The sequence below is a fragment of the Roseovarius sp. MMSF_3281 genome (genome assembly GCF_030733685.1).
Lineage (GTDB): Bacteria > Pseudomonadota > Alphaproteobacteria > Rhodobacterales > Rhodobacteraceae > Roseovarius.
This window is the reverse complement of sequence record NZ_JASHIM010000023.1, coordinates 40056-58942: the sequence shown is the minus strand read 5'-3', so window position 1 is coordinate 58942 and position 18887 is coordinate 40056. Positions and strand designations below refer to the sequence as shown.

17 protein-coding genes are annotated in these 18887 nt (G+C 59.7%); 14 read left to right on the top strand and 3 right to left on the bottom strand.

Annotated elements, in window-relative coordinates; translation table 11 throughout:
* Positions 1–146: 146 nt before the first annotated feature.
* Positions 147–464 carry a helix-turn-helix transcriptional regulator gene (locus RBB32_RS18010; protein WP_306154716.1) on the top strand — a complete coding sequence of 106 codons (318 nt, stop codon included), beginning with the start codon at positions 147–149 and terminating at the stop codon, positions 462–464.
* Positions 461–1513, top strand: a complete 1053-nt coding sequence (locus RBB32_RS18005) for a permease (RefSeq protein ID WP_306154714.1) — start codon at positions 461–463, stop codon at positions 1511–1513. Before RBB32_RS18010 ends, RBB32_RS18005 begins: the two co-directional genes overlap by 4 nt.
* A 278-nt stretch (positions 1514–1791) precedes the next feature.
* On the opposite strand, the gene doeA is transcribed toward RBB32_RS18005, so the two are convergent.
* Positions 1792–2976, bottom strand: coding sequence for an ectoine hydrolase DoeA (gene doeA, locus RBB32_RS18000; protein WP_306154712.1), 1185 nt, complete (start codon positions 2974–2976; stop codon positions 1792–1794).
* Between the two features lie 162 nt (positions 2977–3138).
* Between doeA and eutB the strand changes: the two genes are divergently transcribed.
* The 10 genes from eutB to RBB32_RS17950 all read left to right on the top strand — a co-directional run bounded on the left by eutB (position 3139) and on the right by RBB32_RS17950 (position 14892).
* Positions 3139–4140, top strand: coding sequence for a hydroxyectoine utilization dehydratase EutB (eutB, locus tag RBB32_RS17995; RefSeq protein WP_306154710.1), 1002 nt, complete (start codon positions 3139–3141; stop codon positions 4138–4140).
* Positions 4130–5122: a cyclodeaminase gene (locus tag RBB32_RS17990; protein WP_306154709.1), complete on the top strand. Its 993-nt coding sequence runs from the start codon at positions 4130–4132 to the stop codon at positions 5120–5122. The genes eutB and RBB32_RS17990 overlap by 11 nt, the downstream gene beginning before the upstream one ends.
* On the top strand, positions 5119–5883 hold the full coding sequence (locus RBB32_RS17985; protein WP_306154708.1) for a nitrilase-related carbon-nitrogen hydrolase: 765 nt from the start codon (positions 5119–5121) through the stop codon (positions 5881–5883). The genes RBB32_RS17990 and RBB32_RS17985 overlap by 4 nt, the downstream gene beginning before the upstream one ends.
* Positions 5884–5896: 13 nt before the next feature.
* A complete protein-coding gene (locus RBB32_RS17980; RefSeq protein ID WP_306154742.1) occupies positions 5897–6370 on the top strand; it encodes an Lrp/AsnC family transcriptional regulator in 474 nt (157 codons plus the stop codon).
* A gap of 109 nt (positions 6371–6479) precedes the next feature.
* Positions 6480–7955, top strand: coding sequence for an NAD-dependent succinate-semialdehyde dehydrogenase (locus RBB32_RS17975; RefSeq protein WP_306154706.1), 1476 nt, complete (start codon positions 6480–6482; stop codon positions 7953–7955).
* 79 nt (positions 7956–8034) lie between these two features.
* Positions 8035–9405: an aspartate aminotransferase family protein gene (locus tag RBB32_RS17970; RefSeq protein WP_306154704.1), complete on the top strand. Its 1371-nt coding sequence runs from the start codon at positions 8035–8037 to the stop codon at positions 9403–9405.
* 227 nt (positions 9406–9632) lie between these two features.
* Positions 9633–10736 (top strand): ABC transporter ATP-binding protein, encoded by a 1104-nt coding sequence (locus RBB32_RS17965; RefSeq protein ID WP_306154703.1) that lies wholly within the window; start codon positions 9633–9635, stop codon positions 10734–10736.
* A 111-nt stretch (positions 10737–10847) separates the two neighbouring features.
* Positions 10848–11960 (top strand): extracellular solute-binding protein, encoded by a 1113-nt coding sequence (locus tag RBB32_RS17960; protein WP_306154702.1) that lies wholly within the window; start codon positions 10848–10850, stop codon positions 11958–11960.
* Between the two features lie 83 nt (positions 11961–12043).
* Positions 12044–13711 (top strand): ABC transporter permease, encoded by a 1668-nt coding sequence (locus RBB32_RS17955; protein WP_306154700.1) that lies wholly within the window; start codon positions 12044–12046, stop codon positions 13709–13711.
* A gap of 5 nt (positions 13712–13716) precedes the next feature.
* Positions 13717–14892, top strand: a complete 1176-nt coding sequence (locus RBB32_RS17950; protein WP_306154698.1) for an ABC transporter permease — start codon at positions 13717–13719, stop codon at positions 14890–14892.
* Between the two features lie 48 nt (positions 14893–14940).
* Here RBB32_RS17950 and RBB32_RS17945 read toward each other — a convergent pair whose 3' ends face one another.
* A complete protein-coding gene (locus tag RBB32_RS17945) occupies positions 14941–16395 on the bottom strand; it encodes a citrate lyase subunit alpha (RefSeq protein WP_306154741.1) in 1455 nt (484 codons plus the stop codon).
* A gap of 48 nt (positions 16396–16443) precedes the next feature.
* Entirely contained in the window at positions 16444–17310 is an 867-nt protein-coding gene (locus RBB32_RS17940; protein ID WP_306154696.1) for a branched-chain amino acid aminotransferase, read from the bottom strand.
* 167 nt (positions 17311–17477) lie between these two features.
* Between RBB32_RS17940 and RBB32_RS17935 the strand changes: the two genes are divergently transcribed.
* Both RBB32_RS17935 and RBB32_RS17930 read left to right on the top strand, forming a co-directional pair.
* Positions 17478–17975: a MarR family winged helix-turn-helix transcriptional regulator gene (locus RBB32_RS17935; protein WP_306154694.1), complete on the top strand. Its 498-nt coding sequence runs from the start codon at positions 17478–17480 to the stop codon at positions 17973–17975.
* Positions 17972–18673, top strand: coding sequence for a response regulator (locus RBB32_RS17930; protein WP_306154692.1), 702 nt, complete (start codon positions 17972–17974; stop codon positions 18671–18673). Before RBB32_RS17935 ends, RBB32_RS17930 begins: the two co-directional genes overlap by 4 nt.
* Positions 18674–18887 lie beyond the last annotated feature (214 nt).

Here is an 18887-nt window from a genome sequence, read left to right as displayed (position 1 = left end):
ATGTTTTGCGCGCGGCCCGGTTATTCACTGAAACAACGTACCACATGCCCTCCCAGGGTCGGGCGCCGCCCTCCACACTCTCCAGTGGACGCCTCGGAAGTTGTCAAACATCTTTACAAAACTAGTTTTATAGTTATTTTGACGGTATGAGCATCACATCCCTCAACGCCCGCGCCCTTGCCGCCCTTGGCCATGACGCCCGCCTTTCCATCTTCCGCCTGCTGGTCAAAGCCGGTGACGATGGCCTGCGAATCCGTGACATCGGCACACACCTCGGCATCGCGCCCTCCACCTTGGCGCATCACCTCTCCACCCTCGTCGAGGCTGGCCTTGTCAAACAAGACAAGCGCGGGCGCGAAGTGTTCAACCGCGTCGATTACCCGGCCATGCACCGCGTCGTCGATTTCCTCACCTCTGAATGCTGCGTCGGCGTCACCGTGAAAACACCAGAGGCCACCGAATGACCGAACAAACCACCTGCTGCGCCCCGAAACCCGCATCGCCCCTGCAACGGCTTTGGTCCGAGCATCGGATTTGGCTCATTTCGGCCCTGATCCTGCTGATCCTTGCCATTTTCGACACAGCGCAAGCCATGCAAAGCGCCACCTTCACCGCCAAGGCGCTCTTGCACACCGCACCCTACCTGATCCTCTCCATCGGCATCGCCGCATGGGCCGGGGCCACCGGGGCCGATAACCTCATCGCCCGCGCCTTCACCGGCGCGCCCGCGCTGATGATCCTGTTGGGCGCGCTTGCCGGGGGCCTCTCGCCCTTTTGTTCCTGCGGGGTGATCCCGCTGATCGCCGCCTTGCTGGCCATGGGCGTGCCGCTTTCCGCCGTCATGGCGTTCTGGCTTGCCTCGCCCATCATGGACCCGTCGATGTTCGTTCTCACCACGGGCGTTCTGGGCCTTGAATTCGCCATTGCGAAAACCATTGCCGCCATCGGTCTTGGCGTCTTCGGCGGCACGGTCGTGCAGTTGCTGTCACGTGGCGGGGGCCTTGCCAACCCGCTGCGCGAAGGCATCGGCAACGGCGGCTGTGGCGCTTCTGCCGTGCGCGCGCCCAAGCCGGTTGTCTGGCGCTTCTGGCAAGACCGCGACCGCCTTAACAAATTCGCCCGCGTCGCGTGGGACACCACCCTTTTCCTTGCCAAATGGCTGACCCTCGCCTTCCTGATCGAAAGCCTCATGCTGGCGTGGATACCGGCCGAAACCGTCACCGCCACGCTTGGCGGAACCGGCCTTTTGCCGATCATCTCGGCCACGCTCGTTGGCGTCCCGGCCTACCTTAACGGCTATGCCGCCCTGCCGTTGGTCGGCGGGCTGATCGAACAGGGCATGGCCCCCGGTGCGGGCTTGGCCTTCCTCGTGGCCGGTGGCGTCACCTCGATCCCGGCGGCCATGGCCGTCTGGGCGTTGGCCCGCCCTCCGGTCTTTGCGCTTTACATTGCGCTGTCGCTCTCGGGGGCCTTCGTGGCGGGTCTGTTGTTCCAGTTCTGGCAAATGGTCTGAACGGTCCTCCTTTGCGTGCTGTTTGCGCCAGTACGCCACGAAAAGCTTTCCAAACCCTTAAAACTGCGTTCCTGGGTGGCGTGTTTCGTACGACTCGTACGATCCTTGAAACCGACGCCCCGATTTTCGTACGAAACCCGCCCCCTTGTCGTACGACTCGTACGAAACGCGCCGCAACCTGTACAAAATGTACATAACCAAACGAAAACCCCCCGCGTTCTGTACAAAACGCGGGGGGAATCTGTACAAACTGTACAAAACGCGAAAGGTTAACGAAATCAGTCCTTCACGAACATTTTTCGCGGCCTGTCACAGAAAGTTTCCGCCGGGCCGTCTTGCTTGATCAGGATGGATTCGGTGATCTCAAGCCCCCAATCCGACATCCAAAGCCCTGGCATGAAATGGAAAGTCATCCCCGGCTCCAGCACGGTTTCATCCTCGGCCCGCAGGCTGATGGTCCGCTCGCCCCAGTCCGGCGGATAACTGAGGCCGATGGGATAACCACAGCGCGCGCCGCGCTCGATCCCGGCCTTTTCAAGGGGTTGCGCCAAGGCATCGGCGATGTCGCAGGCCCGGTTACCGGCCCGTGCGGCCTCTAAACCTGCCTCTAACCCTTCAACCAGCGCCTTTTCCGCATCCAGCAGGAATTGCGGTGGCTTGCCAAGAAAAAGCGTCCGGCAGAAGGGGGCATGATAGCGACGGTAACATCCTGAAATCTCGAAGAAAGTCGCCTCTCCATCGGCAAAATCGCGGCCATCCCACGTCAGGTGCGGGGCTGCCGCATCCGACCCCGAAGGCAACAGCGGCACGATCGCGGGGTAATCGCCCCACGCGCCATCGACCCCGCGAATGCAATCACGGAAAATCTCGGCCACCACCTCGTTCTTCGGAACGCCCACTTCAACCCGCTCCAAAAGGCCATCCACGATCTTCTCACTGATCGCCGCCGCCTTGCGAATGAAGCTCAGTTCTTCGTCTGACTTCACTGCGCGTTGCCAGTTCACGAGTGCTGTGGCATCAACGAATGTGGCATCGGGAAGCTCGGCTTGCAGAACGGCGTAAGCCTTTGCCGAGAAATAATAATTATCCATCTCCACGCCGATGCGCTTGGTGTCCACACCCATGCCGCGCAGGCGCTCGGCAAGGTCCTGCATCGGGTGGCGCTCGGTCGATTGAACATAGTTGTCGGCGTATCCTATGACCCGGTCATCGGTCATCCACACGGTGCGCACACCGCCGTTGGCATCCTGGTTGCGGCCCCACCAGATCGGGTCGGCATCGGGCAGCACGATCACCCCTTGGTGCACGTAGAACGACCAGCCGTCATAGCCCGTCAGCCAATTCTGATTCGATGGATCCGTGACGAACATAACATCCACGCCCTTGGCCTCCATGGCCTTGCGTGTCTTGTCCAACCGGCGATCAAACTCATCTTGCGAAAAGGGTAGGTCCTTATGGATCATCTTGCATCCTCACTGTCGGGTTTGCCCCATACTCTGCGCCATGTGATTGATTGCCCCAAGGAAAACGGCACTTGGTGTCGCTTTTGGGAAATTTCCTGTCGTGCGCTTGACGCTACCTTGGACCGGCGCAAAGCTGCAACAAACACGAACAGGGAGACCCCAATGCAACCAACACTGGCCGATATCTATGCCGCGGCCAAGGTCATTCGCGGTGTGGCCGATGCTACCCCCTTGGTACCGTCCCCCTTCATGTCCGACAAGGCGGGCGCCGAATTCCTGCTGAAGCTTGAGAACATGCAACCCATCGGCGCCTTCAAGCTACGCGGCGCCTACAACGCTGTTGCCGGGGTGCAGGATGCCAAGGGCGTCACATGCTGCTCCACCGGCAACCACGGGCGCGGCGTGGCATTTGCGGCGCGCGAACGTGGCATACGCGCGGTGATCTGCATGTCGGAACTGGTGCCACGGGCCAAGGTCGACGGGATCAGGGCATTGGGCGCCGAGGTGGCCATCAAAGGCCAAAGCCAGGATGACGCGCTTGCCGAGTCGCACCGCTTGATGGTCGAGGAAGGCCTTGTTGAAGTTTCGCCTTTTGACGATCCGCTGGTGATCTCGGGGCAGGGGACCATTGGATTGGAAATTCTTCAATCCCGCCCGGATGTTACAACCCTTCTGGTGCCGCTTTCGGGGGGTGGCTTGGCGGCCGGTGTCGCGCGTGCCGCCAAGTCGATCAATCCCGATATTCGCGTTGTTGGCATCACGATGGATCGCGGCGCGGCGATGTATGAAAGCATCAAGGCCGGCCATCCTGTCGAGGTGCCCGAAGTGGCCAGCCTCGCGGATTCCCTCGGTGGCGGCATCGGCATGCAAAACAGGCTCAGTTTCCCGATGTGCCGTGACTTGCTGGATGAGGTCGTCCTGGTCTCGGAGCAGGAAATTTACCACGCGATGCAGGTGCTGTACTACGAGGATCGCATCGTTGCCGAAGGGGCCTGTGTCGTCGGCCTGGCGGCGGTGCTGACCGGCAAGGTTGCGGTCGATGGCCCCACGGCCACGATCATCACGGGCCGCAATCTGGATATGCCCACCTTCACCCGCATCATGACCGGCCAGGACGTACAGCTTGGCGATACCATCGTGAAAGGAAAAGCCTATGCCGCATGACATCCGTATCGTGACCGAAGCCGAGTTGCGCGCCGCCGTCGGGCTGGATATTGACACCGTCGACGTGGTCGAAAAGGCCTTTACCGCCCTTGCCGGGGGCGAGGTCGTGATGCCGCCGATCCTGTCGATGGACCTGCCCGCCGCCAATGGTGAGGTCGACGTGAAAACCGCCTATATTCCGGGGTTTGAAGGCTTTGCGATCAAGGTCAGCCCCGGGTTTTTCGACAACCCCAAGCTGGGCTTGCCGTCGCTGAATGGCCTCATGATCCTGTTCTCGGCGCAGACGGGTCTGGTGCAGGCGCTGTTCCTCGACAACGGCTATCTCACTGACATTCGCACCGCCGCCGCCGGGGCCGTGGCCGCGCGTCACCTTGCCCTGCAAACGGTGGACACTGCCGGGGTTTTCGGCACCGGGGTGCAGGCGCGCCTGCAAATGCAGGCGGCGCATCTGGTGCGCCCCTTCAAGCGCGTGCTGGTCTGGGGGCGCGACACGGCCAAGGCACAAACCTGCGCCGAGGATATGGCCGCCCGACTGGGGATCGAGGTGCAGGCCGTATCCGACCCCGCCGAGGTGGTTGCGCAAAGCCAAATGGTCGTCACCACGACCCCGGCGCGCGAACCGGTTCTGAAGGCCGAATGGTTGCACCCCGGCCTGCATATCACCGCCATGGGATCCGATCAGGACGGCAAGAACGAGATCGACGCCAAGGCCCTGATCGAGGCCGACCTTTATGTCGCCGACCGCGTCAGCCAAACCGAAAAACTGGGCGAACTGCGCAGCGCGCAAGAGGCCGGGATTTGGGATCGCGGGGTTCCCGCCGAACTGGGGCAGGTCATCACCGGACAAGCCCCGGGCAGGCGAAGCGAAGAGGACATCACGATCGCCGACCTCACCGGCACCGGCGCGCAGGACACCGCCATTGCCAGCCACGTTTACCAGATACTCAAGGATAGCCCCGCCGGTACGGTGATTTCTGCATGAAACTGGGCGTTTACCAGTGCAGGGATGCAGGACTGAGCACGGCGGAGCGTTTGGCGAAGGTTGAAAAACATATCACCGGGCAGGCGCTTGATCTGGTCCTGTGCCCCGAGCTTTTTCCAACAGGTTATAACCCGACGCTGGATTATGGCGCCCTGTCCGAGCCTTCAGACGGCCCCTTTGCACAGGCCATGGCAAGGCTTGCCCGTAACCAAGGTACGGCCATTGCATATGGCTACCCTGAGCGGGCAGGGGATACCCTGTACAACTCGGCGGCCCTGATCGGTGCCACGGGCACGCTTTTGGCCAATCACCGCAAGCGCCTTCCCTCGCCGCAAAGCTTCGAGGCGGTGACATTTGCCAAAGGCCCCTCGGTCACTTTCGCAGACCTGTGTGGCCTGCGTGTGGCGATCATCATCTGCTACGAGGTGGAATTCCCCGAAAGCCTGCGCCAAGCCGCGCAAGGCGGCGCGCATCTGGTTCTGGTACCAACAGCCCTTGGCGCGGACTGGGGCGTTGTGGCCGAAAAGATGGTGCCGACCCGCGCCTTTGAAAACGGTGTTTGGCTGGCCTATGCCGATCACGCGGGCGAAGAGGGCGGATTGGCCTTCTTCGGCGGTTCGCGTATCGTGGCCCCCGACGGGCAGGACGTGGCGGTTGTTGGGCCGGGCCGAGAAGGCCTGATCACATCCGACGTGGACGTGACCGGCGTCGTAGCGGCGCAGGCGCGATTGCCTTACTTGAAGAATTGTTTGGAGCTTTGATGGACAGGGCATGCTGAAACTCGACGATCGTGACCTTGCCATCCTGAGGGTACTTTCCACCGATGGCCGCATCACCAAGGCGCAACTGGCCGAACGTGTGGGCCTGTCGGCCAGCCCCTGTTGGGAGCGCCTGCGTAAACTTGAGGATGCCGGGATTATCGAAGGCTACAACGCGCGGCTGAACCTCAAGAAACTCGGGCCCCATGTCACGGTGTTCGTGGCCGCCGAACTGGCCGATCATACACCCGCCAGCTTCCGCGCCTTCGAGGAAAGCGTGCAGCACTTTCAAGAGGTCACCGCCTGCTGGGCGCTGGGCGGTGGATTCGATTACCTGATGCAGATCGTGACCACGGATATCGATAGCTATCAGCGGCTTATCGACGAGATGCTGGAGGCGCGCATCGGGCTTGCCCGGTACTTCACCTATATCGTGACCAAGCCGGTGAAATCCCCATCGGTACCACCTATTGCAGAGCTTTTAGAATAATTTACCTGCGCGGGCGCCACTTTGCAGAAGAATCATCTGCGGGCGGGGTAAAGTTCAGCCCCAATCATTGCCAACATGCAGATATTTCTTCCTTAAAAGGAGGAACCCCATGTCTGATTCCGCAATCTGGACCCGCAACGGTGTGACTGACACCCGACTTGTCCGTAATTTCTCCTATGTGAATGGGAAATGGACGGCGGGGGACGACAACGCCACGATCACCGTGACCAACCCCGCCGATGGCGCAGTGCTTGGAGATGTGGCCAGCCTGTCCGCCACTCAGGCGCAAACTGCGGTCGATGCCGCGCAAGACGCCTTCTCTGATTGGTCGATGACCCTGCCGCAGGATCGCTCGGCGCTGCTGCGGCGGTGGTTCGACCTGATGCTGGAGCACAAAGAAGATCTGGCGCGGATCATGGTGTTGGAGCAGGGCAAACCCCTGTCCGAAGCGCGTGGCGAAATCGACTATGCCGCCAGCTTTGTCGAGTATTACGCCGAAGAGGCCAAGCGCCCGAACATCGAAGGGGTCACGAGCCACCTGCCCGACGCCGAAGTCGAGCTTTGGCTGGAACCGGTGGGCGTTGCCGCACTGATTACGCCTTGGAACTTCCCGGCCGCGATGCTGACTCGCAAGGCGGCGGCGGCCATGGCGGCGGGCTGTACCATCGTGGCGCATCCCTCGGGCGAAACGCCCTATTCGGCGCTGGCCTTGGCCGAACTGGCCGAACGCGCGGGCATCCCCGCCGGCGTGTTCAATGTTTTGACCGGCAAGGCCGCGACCATCGTGGAGCCATGGACACAGGATAAACGCGTGCGCGCTCTGTCGTTCACCGGCTCAACCGAGATCGGCCGCCTTTTGTATCGTCAATCCGCCGATACGGTGAAGCGTCTGGTCATGGAACTGGGCGGCCATGCGCCGGTGATCGTGTTCAAGGGCAGCGATATGGATATCGCGATCGAGGAGACAATGGGCGCGAAATGGGCGACGACCGGGCAAGACTGCCTTGGCGCCAACCGCATCTACGTGGAGCGCGCGATTTATGACGAGTTTTGCGAGCGGTTCACCAAGGCCACCAAGGCCCTGACACTTGGCAAGGGCATGGATGATCCCGACCTTGGCCCGCTGATGAATGAAAAGGCCGTGCTCAAGCAAGAAGAGCATGTGGCCGATGCCCTTTCGAAAGGTGCGAAACTGGCCTGTGGTGGCAAGCGCGACGACCTTGGGCCGCTGTTCTATCAGCCCACGGTTCTGACAGACGTGCCCGAAGACGCCGCTATCATGCACGAGGAAACCTTCGGCCCCGTCGCCGCGATCACGCCTTTTGATACCGAGGAAGAGGTGGTGCGCCGCGCCAATGACACCGAATACGGCCTTGTTGCCTACCTTCACAGCCACGACCCCCGCCGCATCTATCGTGTGACGCGCGCGTTGCAATTCGGCATGGTGGCCGTGAACCGCACCAAGGTCACCGGCGCGCCGATCCCCTTTGGCGGGGTCAAGCAATCGGGTCTTGGCCGGGAAGGTGCCCGCAAGGGCATGGAGGAATTCATGGAGATCAAATACGTCTGCCGCGATTGGGCGTGAGCGGACGAAATCTTGCAAAGATTTCGGTCCGGAATTTTCGGAAAATTCCGGCACCGGGACGACACGAAAGGACTAAGACATGCTGAAGAACGACCAACTGGACCAATGGGACCGCGATAACTTTTTCCACCCCTCAACGCATCTGGCGCAATTCGCGCGTGGTGAAGCACCGAACCGCGTGATCACCGGCGGCACCAATTGCCACATCGAAGACCGCGACGGTAACAAACTGCTGGATGCCTTCGCGGGTCTGTACTGTGTCAACGTCGGCTATGGACGTCAGGACATCGCCGATGCGATTGCCGAGCAGGCCAAGGAACTGGCCTATTACCACGCCTATGTGGGCCACGGCACCGAAGCAAGCATCACGCTGTCCAAGATGATCATGGACCGCGCGCCCAAGAACATGAGCAAGGTCTATTTCGGCCTGTCGGGGTCGGACGCGAACGAAACCAACGTCAAGCTGATCTGGTATTACAACAACATCCTTGGCCGCCCCGAGAAGAAAAAGATCATCTCGCGTTGGCGAGGGTATCATGGCTCGGGTTTGATGACCGGGTCGCTGACCGGGCTGGAGCTGTTCCACAAGAAATTCGATCTGCCGCTGGCGCAGGTGATCCACACCGAGGCCCCTTATTACTTCCGCCGTGACAATGTCGATCAGACCGAAGAGCAATTCGTGCAGCATTGCGTGGATGAGCTTGAGGCGCTGATCGAGCGGGAAGGCGCGGACACCATTGCCGCCTTCATCGGCGAGCCTGTCCTGGGTACCGGCGGGATCGTTCCGCCGCCTGCCGGGTATTGGGCGGCTATTCAGGAGGTGCTGAAAAAGCATGACATCCTTCTGGTCGCCGACGAGGTCGTCACCGGCTTTGGCCGTTTGGGCACCATGTTCGGTTCGGATCACTATGGGCTTGAGCCTGACCTGATCACCATCGCCAAGGGCCTGACATCGGCTTATGCGCCGCTATCGGGTTCGATCGTCGGTGAAAAGATGTGGAAGGTTCTTGAACAAGGCACCGACGAAAATGGCCCCATCGGCCACGGCTGGACCTATTCGGCGCACCCCATCGGGGCGGCGGCCGGGGTGGCCAACCTCAAGCTGCTGGACGAGCTGGACCTGATTGCCAACAACCGCACCGTCGGCGGCTATCTCAACCAGACCATGACCGAGGCCTTGGGTGATCACGTCAATGTCGGCGAAGTGCGGGGCGAAGGCATGCTCTGCGCGGTCGAATTCGTGAAGGACAAGGACAGCCGCACCTTCTTTGACGCCGCTGACAAGATCGGCCCGCAGATCGCGGCGGCACTCGCCGCTGAAGGGGTCATTGCCCGAGCTATGCCGCAGGGTGATATCCTTGGCTTTGCGCCGCCTTTCTGCCTGACGCAGTCGGAGGCCGACGAGGTCGTCGCGAAAACGGTCAAGGCCGTGGCTTCGGTGCTGGGATAGGCCGAAGCGCCAAGATTGCGAATCAGTAAATGCCAACTGAAAACGCTCTGCCATGTTAGGATGGCAGGGCGTTTTTACTGTTGTGCTTAAAAAAAGAAGCCAAACGTCCCGCAGCGGTGTGAAACTGTTAGTTTCCAATGAAATGCACTTGCAAGCGATGAAAATTGCCGTTTTAGTTTTTCGCAAACGTGAAAAAATCACGAGTAACAAACGACAGGGAGCCGCAAGTGGCCGATAGTGCGAACCGCGATGCATTCGTGGAATTTGAACGTGTGCAAAAAAGCTATGACGGTGAAACACTCGTCGTCAAAGACCTGAACCTTTCCATGCCCAAGGGCGAATTCCTGACAATGCTTGGGCCTTCCGGATCGGGGAAAACCACGTGTTTGATGATGTTGGCGGGGTTCGAAACCGCTACCCACGGCAAAATCATGTTGGACGGGGTGTCGATCAACAACATTCCACCACATAAACGTGGCATCGGCATGGTGTTCCAAAACTATGCCCTGTTCCCGCATATGACGGTGGCAGAGAACCTCAGCTTTCCGCTCGAGGTGCGCAAAATCGGTAAGTCCGATCGCGAGGCCAAGGTTAAACGTGCACTCGACATGGTGCAAATGGGCGATTTTGGCGGTCGCCGCCCGGCGCAGCTTTCAGGCGGGCAGCAGCAGCGGATCGCACTTGCGCGCGCCTTGGTGTTCGAGCCTGAACTGGTTTTGATGGATGAGCCGCTTGGCGCGCTCGACAAGCAGCTGCGCGAACACATGCAGTTCGAGATTACCAATCTCGCGCATGAATTGGGTATTACGACGGTCTACGTGACGCACGATCAAACAGAGGCATTGACCATGTCGGATCGCGTTGCCGTGTTCGACGACGGCCGCATCCAGCAGTTGGCGCCGCCAGATGAGTTGTACGAAAGCCCCGACAACAGCTTCGTGGCGCAGTTCATCGGTGAGAACAACACGCTTGAAGGGACGATCAAGGAAATCAAGGGCGAGACCTGTATCGTCGAGTTGGACGATGGCGAAATCATCGACGCCAAGCCCGTCAACATCAGCAAGGTGGGCGAGCGCACCACGATTTCCATCCGCCCCGAGCGCGTCGAGGTGAATACCGCCAAGCTTGGTGAGGATGCCCATACCCTCAAAGCGGAGGTGGCCGAGTTCATCTACATGGGCGATGTTTTCCGTACGCGCCTCAAGGTGGCGGGCAAGGATGACTTCATCATCAAGACCCGAAATTCCGCGGATCAGGAGCGCCTGAAACCAGGCCAGCAAGTCGAAATCGGCTGGTTGCCGCAAGATTGCCGCGCGCTCGACGCGGTCTGAGTCAAGAGCATTCGTAGCCTTCCATAGGCTGCGATGAGCCTGAGGCCATGCCGTTTTCACCCGCGACGCTTGGCCCGAAATGTAAAGCGGGATGATACTTGGGAGTATGATATGAAACTCACAAAGACCCTTATGGCCACGACCGCTCTGACGGTTACTGCCGTGGCGGCCCATGCTCAAGACATGGCTGACTCGATGACGCTCGTCTCGTGGGGCGGCGCGTACCAGAAAAGTCAGGTGAACGCCTACGCAATACCTTACCAAGAGATGCACGAAGGCCTTGAAGTGGTCTGGGATGAAAGCTCGAACGAGGCCGTGGCCAAACTCCGCGCCATGGACGAAGCGGGCAACGTGACTTGGGATGTGGTCGACGTGGTTGCCTCCGACGCGATGCGCCTGTGCGACGAGGGCCTCGCCATGGAGATCGACCCTGACGAGCATCTCGCCCCGGCGCCCGACGGCACCTCGGCGGAGGATGATTTCGGTGACCTTCTGGTCAGCGACTGCTTCATTCCCCAGATCGTGTATTCGACCACCTTTGGGTATCGCACCGACATGGTGCCTGAGGGCGTCGACGCTCCGGACGATATCTGCGACGTTTGGGATACCGAGACCTATCCCGGCAAGCGCAGCCTTGAAAAGCGCCCGATCAACAACATGGAATGGGCCTTGCTTTGCGACGGTGTTGCCAAGGATGAAGTTTATGACGTTCTTGCCACCGAAGAAGGCCAACAACAGGCTCTCGATAAACTGGATGAGATCAAGGATGATGTCATCTGGTGGTCCGCTGGTGCCGACACGCCGCAGCTTCTGGCCGATGGCGAAGTCTTCATGGGCTCGACCTACAACGGCCGTCTGTTCAGCGTGATCGAAGAACAGGATCAACCCGTTGCCATGATGTGGGATGCTCAGGTGTTCGACCTTGACGGCTGGATCATTCCCGAGGGCCTTCCCGATGACCGTCTGGCCCGTGCGCTTGACTTCATCTATTTCGCGACCGACACGCAGCGTCTTGCGGATCAGGCCAAGTACATCTCGTACGGTCCTGCCCGTGCCTCCTCGGCACCGCTGGTCGGCCAGCACGCGGAACTGGGTATCGAAATGGCGCCGCACATGCCGACCGACCCGGAAAACGCCAAGAACACCTTCCTCTACAACTATGAGTTCTGGGCTGACTACCGCGACGACATCGACGCGAAATTCCAAGCGTGGCTGGCCCAATAATCCGGCCTTTCGCTTGATATGACGTCGGGAGGGCCGGTTGCGGCCCTCCCATGCCACAAAAAGAATTCATCAACGGGGACAAGATGAGCGATACAACCGATACCGGCCCGGTTCTGGCCGCTGACGGCAGACCGCTGAAGCGAAGCCTGAATCGCGCGCTCAGACGGCAGAAACTGCGGGCCCTCGGGCTGATCGCGCCGCTGCTGATCTTTGTTCTTGTCACCTTTATCGCACCGATCGCGGATATGCTGTTCCGCTCGGTCGAAAACCAGATCGTTTCGAACACGCTGCCCGGCACCGTACAGCAACTTGAAACTTGGGATGCGACGTCGGGCGAGGCACCCGGAGAGGCCGTGTACGAGGCCCTTTATTATGACTTGTTTCTCGCCTCCGAAGCCAAGGAGCATACCCGCCTTGGGACGCGCCTCAATTATGAGGAAACCGGAATTTCGTCGCTTTTCCGGTCGTCTGGCCGCAAGGTGGATGACGTCGGTGAGGATTACATCGACGCCCTTGAGGACCTGAACGAAGCTTGGGAAGACGAAGCTTTCTGGTATTCGCTCATGTCCGGCGGCGAAGACGCGGCGAAAAACTCCGGCCTTCTGGACGAGGAACGTGAAAGACTGTCTGGCCTGACAGGCGATGATTATAGCGCGGATATTGGATTTGTTCCCGGGCAGGATATCTCGCAACTCTTGCCAAATACCGCGCGTGCCTATTCGTCTTTTGCCCTCTTCACGGTGATCGAGGATGAAGACGTCGTTGCCGAGGAAGAACCTTGGGAAGCGGTGAAAATCGCGCTTGTCCAGGATATCAAGCGCGGCGCCGACATGTCGGGCTATGAGGGCTTTGGCGCGGAAGAACTGCGTGCGGCACAAGACATGCTGCAAGGCCAGCCTGATATTGCCTTCAAGGAGGCGTTCCTTGATATCGACGAAGATTGGGGCGCGACCGATAATTGGCGGACCATGCAGGTATACAGCCCGCCGTTCACAGCGGGCTATTTCCTCAATGCAATCGACATGCAAAACGGCCTTGATGGGCCCGAAGCGCGCCCGGAAAACCAACAGATTTACATAATGCTGTTCAAGCGCACCCTGTTCATGTCGCTGGTCATCATGGGAAGCTGTATCCTTCTGGCTTATCCGGTGTCTTACCTGCTGTCGAACCTGCCGATGCGCTCGGCGAACCTGTTGATGATCCTCGTGTTGTTGCCCTTCTGGACATCGCTTCTTGTGCGGACTTCGGCATGGAAGGTGATGCTGCAACAACAGGGGGTGATCAACGATACACTGGTCTGGTTGGGCCTTGTCGATGATGCCAGCCGATTGGTCATGATCAACAACCAATTCGGCACGATCGTTGCCATGACGCACATCCTGCTGCCCTTCATGATCCTGCCGATGTATTCGGTGATGTCGACGATTCCGCCGTCCTATGTTCGCGCGGCGCGTAGCCTTGGGGCGACCAACTGGACATCGTTCTGGCGGGTTTATTTCCCGCAGTCGGTGCCGGGTATCGGCGCGGGGTCGATCCTCGTGTTCATCCTTGCCATCGGCTATTACATCACGCCGGAAATCGTGGGCGGGACAACCGGTACCTTCATCTCGAACCGGATCGCCTATCACATCTCGAGTTCGCTGAACTGGGGCTTGGCGGCGGCCTTGGGGTCGATCCTGCTGGCGGCGGTTCTGATCCTCTACTGGGCCTACGACAAGATCGTCGGCATCGACAACGTGAAGCTGGGATAACGGATATGACAATCACTGTGATCGAACCCAAACCCGTTTCATTCGTTGCACCTGTCGTTGCTGCAGCCGGGGCTTTTGCTGGCCTCTTCGTCGGCACGGCCCAAGGCAGTGCCCTTCTTGGTGTCATTGGCGGTGCGATCATCGGTGCTGCCCTGACCTTTCTTTTCCTGACGATCTTTCGTCAGGAACGGGCCGCACGCTGGATCACTACGCTTGGCATGGCCGCTGCCGGCTTCGCTTTTGGCGGGGCCATGGGCGGGGTGATTGGCCTTGCCTTTGGCTGGTTCTTCGGCTGGTTCATCTTTTGGCTGGGCGAAGGCCGCTACCGTGCCAAACTGCCGCCCTATACCACCTCTTTGCAGGTCTTCTATCACTTCCTGTTCCGGGTGATCTGCGGGATGATCTTCTTCTTCTTGATCACGCCTATCGTGGTGGTCATGCCGCTTTCCTTCAATGCCGAGAATTTCTTTACCTTCACGCCGGAAATGCTGCGGCTTGACCCCGATGGGTATTCGCTCAAGCACTATCGTGATTTCTTCACGAACGACGACTGGCAACAGGCGATGTGGAACTCCATTTCCATTGCCCCGATCGCGACGCTTTTGTCGGTCAGTTTCGGGACTCTTGCCGCCATCGGCCTTAGTTCCGAGCATGTGCCGTTCCGCCGCCCGATCATGGCAATCCTGATTTCGCCAATGATCGTTCCGCTGATCATCTCGGCGGCGGGGATGTACTTCTTCTATTCGCGGCTTGGCCTGCAGGGTACCTTCTGGGGCGTTGTTCTGGCACATGCGGCGCTTGGGATTCCCTTTGTGATCATCACGGTTACGGCGACACTGGTGGGCTTCGACCGTTCACTGACCCGTGCGGCGGCCAACATGGGCGCAGATCCGGTGACCACCTTCTTTCGGGTGCAGATGCCGTTGATCTTGCCGGGCGTGATCTCGGGGGGGCTGTTTGCCTTCATCACTTCGTTTGACGAGGTGGTTGTCGTGCTCTTCGTTGGCTCTGCCGGACAGAAAACATTGCCTTGGCAGATGTTCACCGGCCTGCGCGAGCAAATCTCGCCCACGATCCTTGCCGTGGCGACGATCCTTGTGGCGATCTCGATCTGCTTGCTGACAACCGTCGAATTGCTCCGCCGCCGATCCGAACGCCTGCGCGGGATGAGCCCGGGCTAGAACCGGACGGTAAGCGATAGAAAAGGCCGGGCCACGTGCCCGGCCTTCTTAGTTTGCCCGGATCACATCAATCACCCGACCGTCAGGATACTCACTGATCGCCACGATCCGGCCTTCAGGCCATTCGCGTGGCGCGGTGTTGCCGTGACTGCCAAAGAGATTGTGCCGTGAAAGCATCGGGATGCCTGCGGCTTGCAGGTCTTTTGCGGCATGCAGCCATCTTTGGCTGCAAAGGGTCACGCCCGCCTCGGTCACGACTGCATCAATCGACGCACCCGGTGTTGTCCGATGCAGCACGTCGCGAAGAATTTTCGGCCCGGATTTACTGTGCAAGGAGGTTGTTACAATCGTCATCCTTGCGCCTCCGGCCACATCGCTATGGCCCCCAGAGCCGCCGATGATGCGCCCGTCGCTCGTGGTGGTCACGTTGACGTTCAGGTTACGGTCCACTTCCGTAGCGCCAAGAACAACAGCACCCAATTGATGCGCCACGGCATCGGCGCGGGCGGGGCTGGCATAATCCGAGGCGGATATTCCCAAATGAGTAGGATCAGCGGCATAAGAGCGTACGGCCGCCTGATCGAAGGCCTGAACATCCCGCAGTTCGCGGAAAAGCCCCGCCTCGTGCATCTCGACCAAGGGCGCTGTGATCCCGCCACAGGCGAAGTCACCGACAATGCCCCGTTCAGCCATGAGCGGGCCAAGCGCTTTGGCCACGGCGATCGACGTCGCCCCGGCCCCGGTTTGGAAGGAGAATCCGGGCGCGCGCATCTCGGTCAGCCCGATCAGGGCCGATGTCATGGCGGCGATCTTTTCACCTTCGGGGCCGGGTGCGCGGGCGGTGGTGCCCGAGGCAATTCTTGCGGCATCACCCAGGCTATCCACCTTCACGATCTGATCAACCTGGCCGCGTGGAATGCAGGTGCGTGGCAGCACCTGATCCGCCATATCCGTGACCGCGATCACATGTTTTGCATGGCCCGCATCCACCTTGGCATAGCCCAAGGGGCCGCAGGCCGACCGCCCGATTGAACCGCTTAGATTGCCTTGCGCGTCGACCCCGGGCGCGGCGATCACTGCCACGTCTATCGCAAGGCGCCCGGATTCAATCGCCGCTGCGCGCCCGCCATGGGTTTGCAGTATCGCCGGCGTCGCCAGCTTGCCCGCGCGTACCGCATCGGCCACGGGGCCGTTCATATAGCTTGTCGTGATCCGGGTGATGATGCTCCGCTCTATCAACGGAACCAATCCGGCATGGCACGGAAAGATCGACGAGGGCGCGATATGCAAATCCCGCAACCCCATCTTGGCGCATAGCTCCAGAGCCCGAACCATAAGGGCATCGCCATCCCGTAGGTGGTGATGGAAAGACAGGGTCGCACCGTCCCGCACGTCGGCCGTTTCAAGCGCGGCTTTAAGTGTAACGGTGCGGACGGGACTGCGCCCTGATCTGGGAGGGCTCGGAGGGGCCGTTTCAAAAGCCGCCCCATCCCAAGGCGTCACCGGGCCATAGCCCTCGATGAACGCCGGAAGGGAAGGGCGCCCCGACACTTAGCTACGAACCAGTTTCTCGTAGCCTTCGGCGATTTCGCGGGTCAATGCGCCCACCTCGAAGGTGTAGTCGCCGATCTGGCCCACCGGGGTCACCTCGGCGGCTGACCCGGTCAACCAGCATTGTTCGAACCCTTCCAGTTCCTCGGGCATGATGTGGCGCACATGAACCTTGATTCCGCGTTCTTCCAGCATCTTGATGACGGTTTGCCGCGTCAGGCCATCGAGGATCGAATCCGGGTCAGGTGTGTGAACCTCGCCGTCCTTGACGAAAAACACATTCGCCCCCGTCGCCTCGGCCACGTAGCCGCGATAATCCATGAACAGGGCGTCCGAACATCCCTTGGCTTCGGCGGCGTGTTTGGACATCGTGCAGATCATGTAAAGACCGGCGGCCTTGGCGGCGGTGGGGATGGTTTCCGGGCTGGGCCGCTTCCACTTGGCGATATCCAGTTTGGCGCCCTTCATCTTGGCATCGCCATAGTAATTGCCCCATTCCCATGCGGCCACGGCCATGCGTACCGGATTGCGGGCCGAGGCAACGCCCATATCCTCACCCGCCCCGCGGAAGGCGACAGCGCGAACATAGGCATTCTCAAGGCCATTGGCCTCCAGAACGGCGCGCTTGGCGGACTCGATTTCATCCACCGTGTAAGGGATGGGCATGTCCAGCAGATCGCCAGACCTCAAAAGCCGCTCCGAGTGCTTGCGCGACAGGAAAATCTTGCCGTCATAGCAGCGTTCGCCCTCGAATACGGAGCTGGCATAATGCAGCGCATGCGTCAGGATGTGAACATTCGCCCCACGCCAGTCGATCAGTTGCCCATCCATCCAGATCTTGCCGTCACGATCATCATAGCCAGTCATCGTATTTCTCCGCTCAAAGCATATCTTTGCATTTGTTGCGCCAAAAATGTCCGAACCGGACATAAAGTTGCGCCAAAACTGCGATTCGCTACCAGTTCGCTCTTGGAATGTCAATAAAGCTGACATAATATGACGATCAGATTTGAACTCGGCCCGGAGGATACGACATGCCGGAACGCCAAGGTGGTGAGACCCTCCTGTTTTTGACAGATGAACAGCTACGCCAGGGAATCGAGGCAATGTTTTTTGCCTACCAGGGGTTTACCGCGGATCCGGATCGAATCTTGGCTACAATGGCTTATGGCCGGGCGCATCACAGGGCGCTTCACTTCATCTCGCGTTGTCCCGGCACGACGGTGAATAACCTGTTGGGCATTCTTGGCGTCACCAAGCAATCCTTGAACCGTGTTCTGCGCACCCTCATCGAAGACGGCCTGGTCGAAAGCAGGGTGGGAACCTCTGACAAACGGGAGCGCAACCTGCACCTGACAGATGCGGGCAAAAGCCTTGAGCGCAAGTTGTCAGATGCGCAACGCAATCGCATGCGCGCGGCTTATCGCGAAGCAGGCCCCGAAGCCGTGGCCGGTTTTCGGCAGGTGCTCAAGGCGATGATGGATCCCGAAATGCGCCGGAAATACCATGCCATCCGGGAGAAGGACACATGACCGCACCGGAACCTCACCTCCTGATTGTGGATGACGACGAGCGTATTCGCAGCCTTTTGAGGAAATTCCTTGCAAGGCATGGATTTCTCGTTTCGGTCGCGCGTGATGCCGAGCATGCAAGGCGTATCCTGTCCGGGTTGGAGTTCGATATGCTGGTGATGGATGTCATGATGCCCGGTGAAGACGGCGTGGCACTGACAAAATCCCTGCGCGAAACTATCGCAACCCCGATCCTTTTGCTGACGGCGAAGGGCGAAACCGAAGATCGCATCAATGGGCTTGAGGCGGGCGCGGATGACTACCTTGCCAAGCCTTTCGAGCCCAAGGAGTTGTTGCTTCGCATCAATGCGATCCTGCGCCGAATGCCCGAACCCGACACCCAAGCCGCCGCCCCCAAGGTTTTGCAGATGGGGGGCGTGCGTTTCGATATCGAACGCGCGGAACTGATGCGCGGTGAAGAGTTGATCCGCCTGACGGCAACCGAAGTGCAGCTCATGCGGATATTCTCGGAAAACCTGCGCGAACCGGTCAGCCGTGCGAAACTGGTCGAGGACCTTGGCCGCGACAGGGGGCAGGCACAGGAGCGTGCGGTCGATGTGCAAATCACCCGGTTGCGCCGAAAGATCGAAGCCGACCCCAAACAACCGCGTTACCTGCAAACGGTGCGGGGCGAAGGATATATGCTGGCCCCCGATTGACCGGGCTTGATCGAAATGAGCGCCTTCGGCGCACAGGTTCATTTGTGCCAGGGGGCGTTGCCCCCTCTTGGCCTTTGGCCAATTCACCCTCAGGATATTTCTGGCCAGAAGAACGGGACTATCGGGTTTGGGCGCGCAATTCCCTTGATAGACTCGAGCTTCGACTGTATCTGACAGGGTATGACACGGATTTTCGACATGGATGATCGCGCGC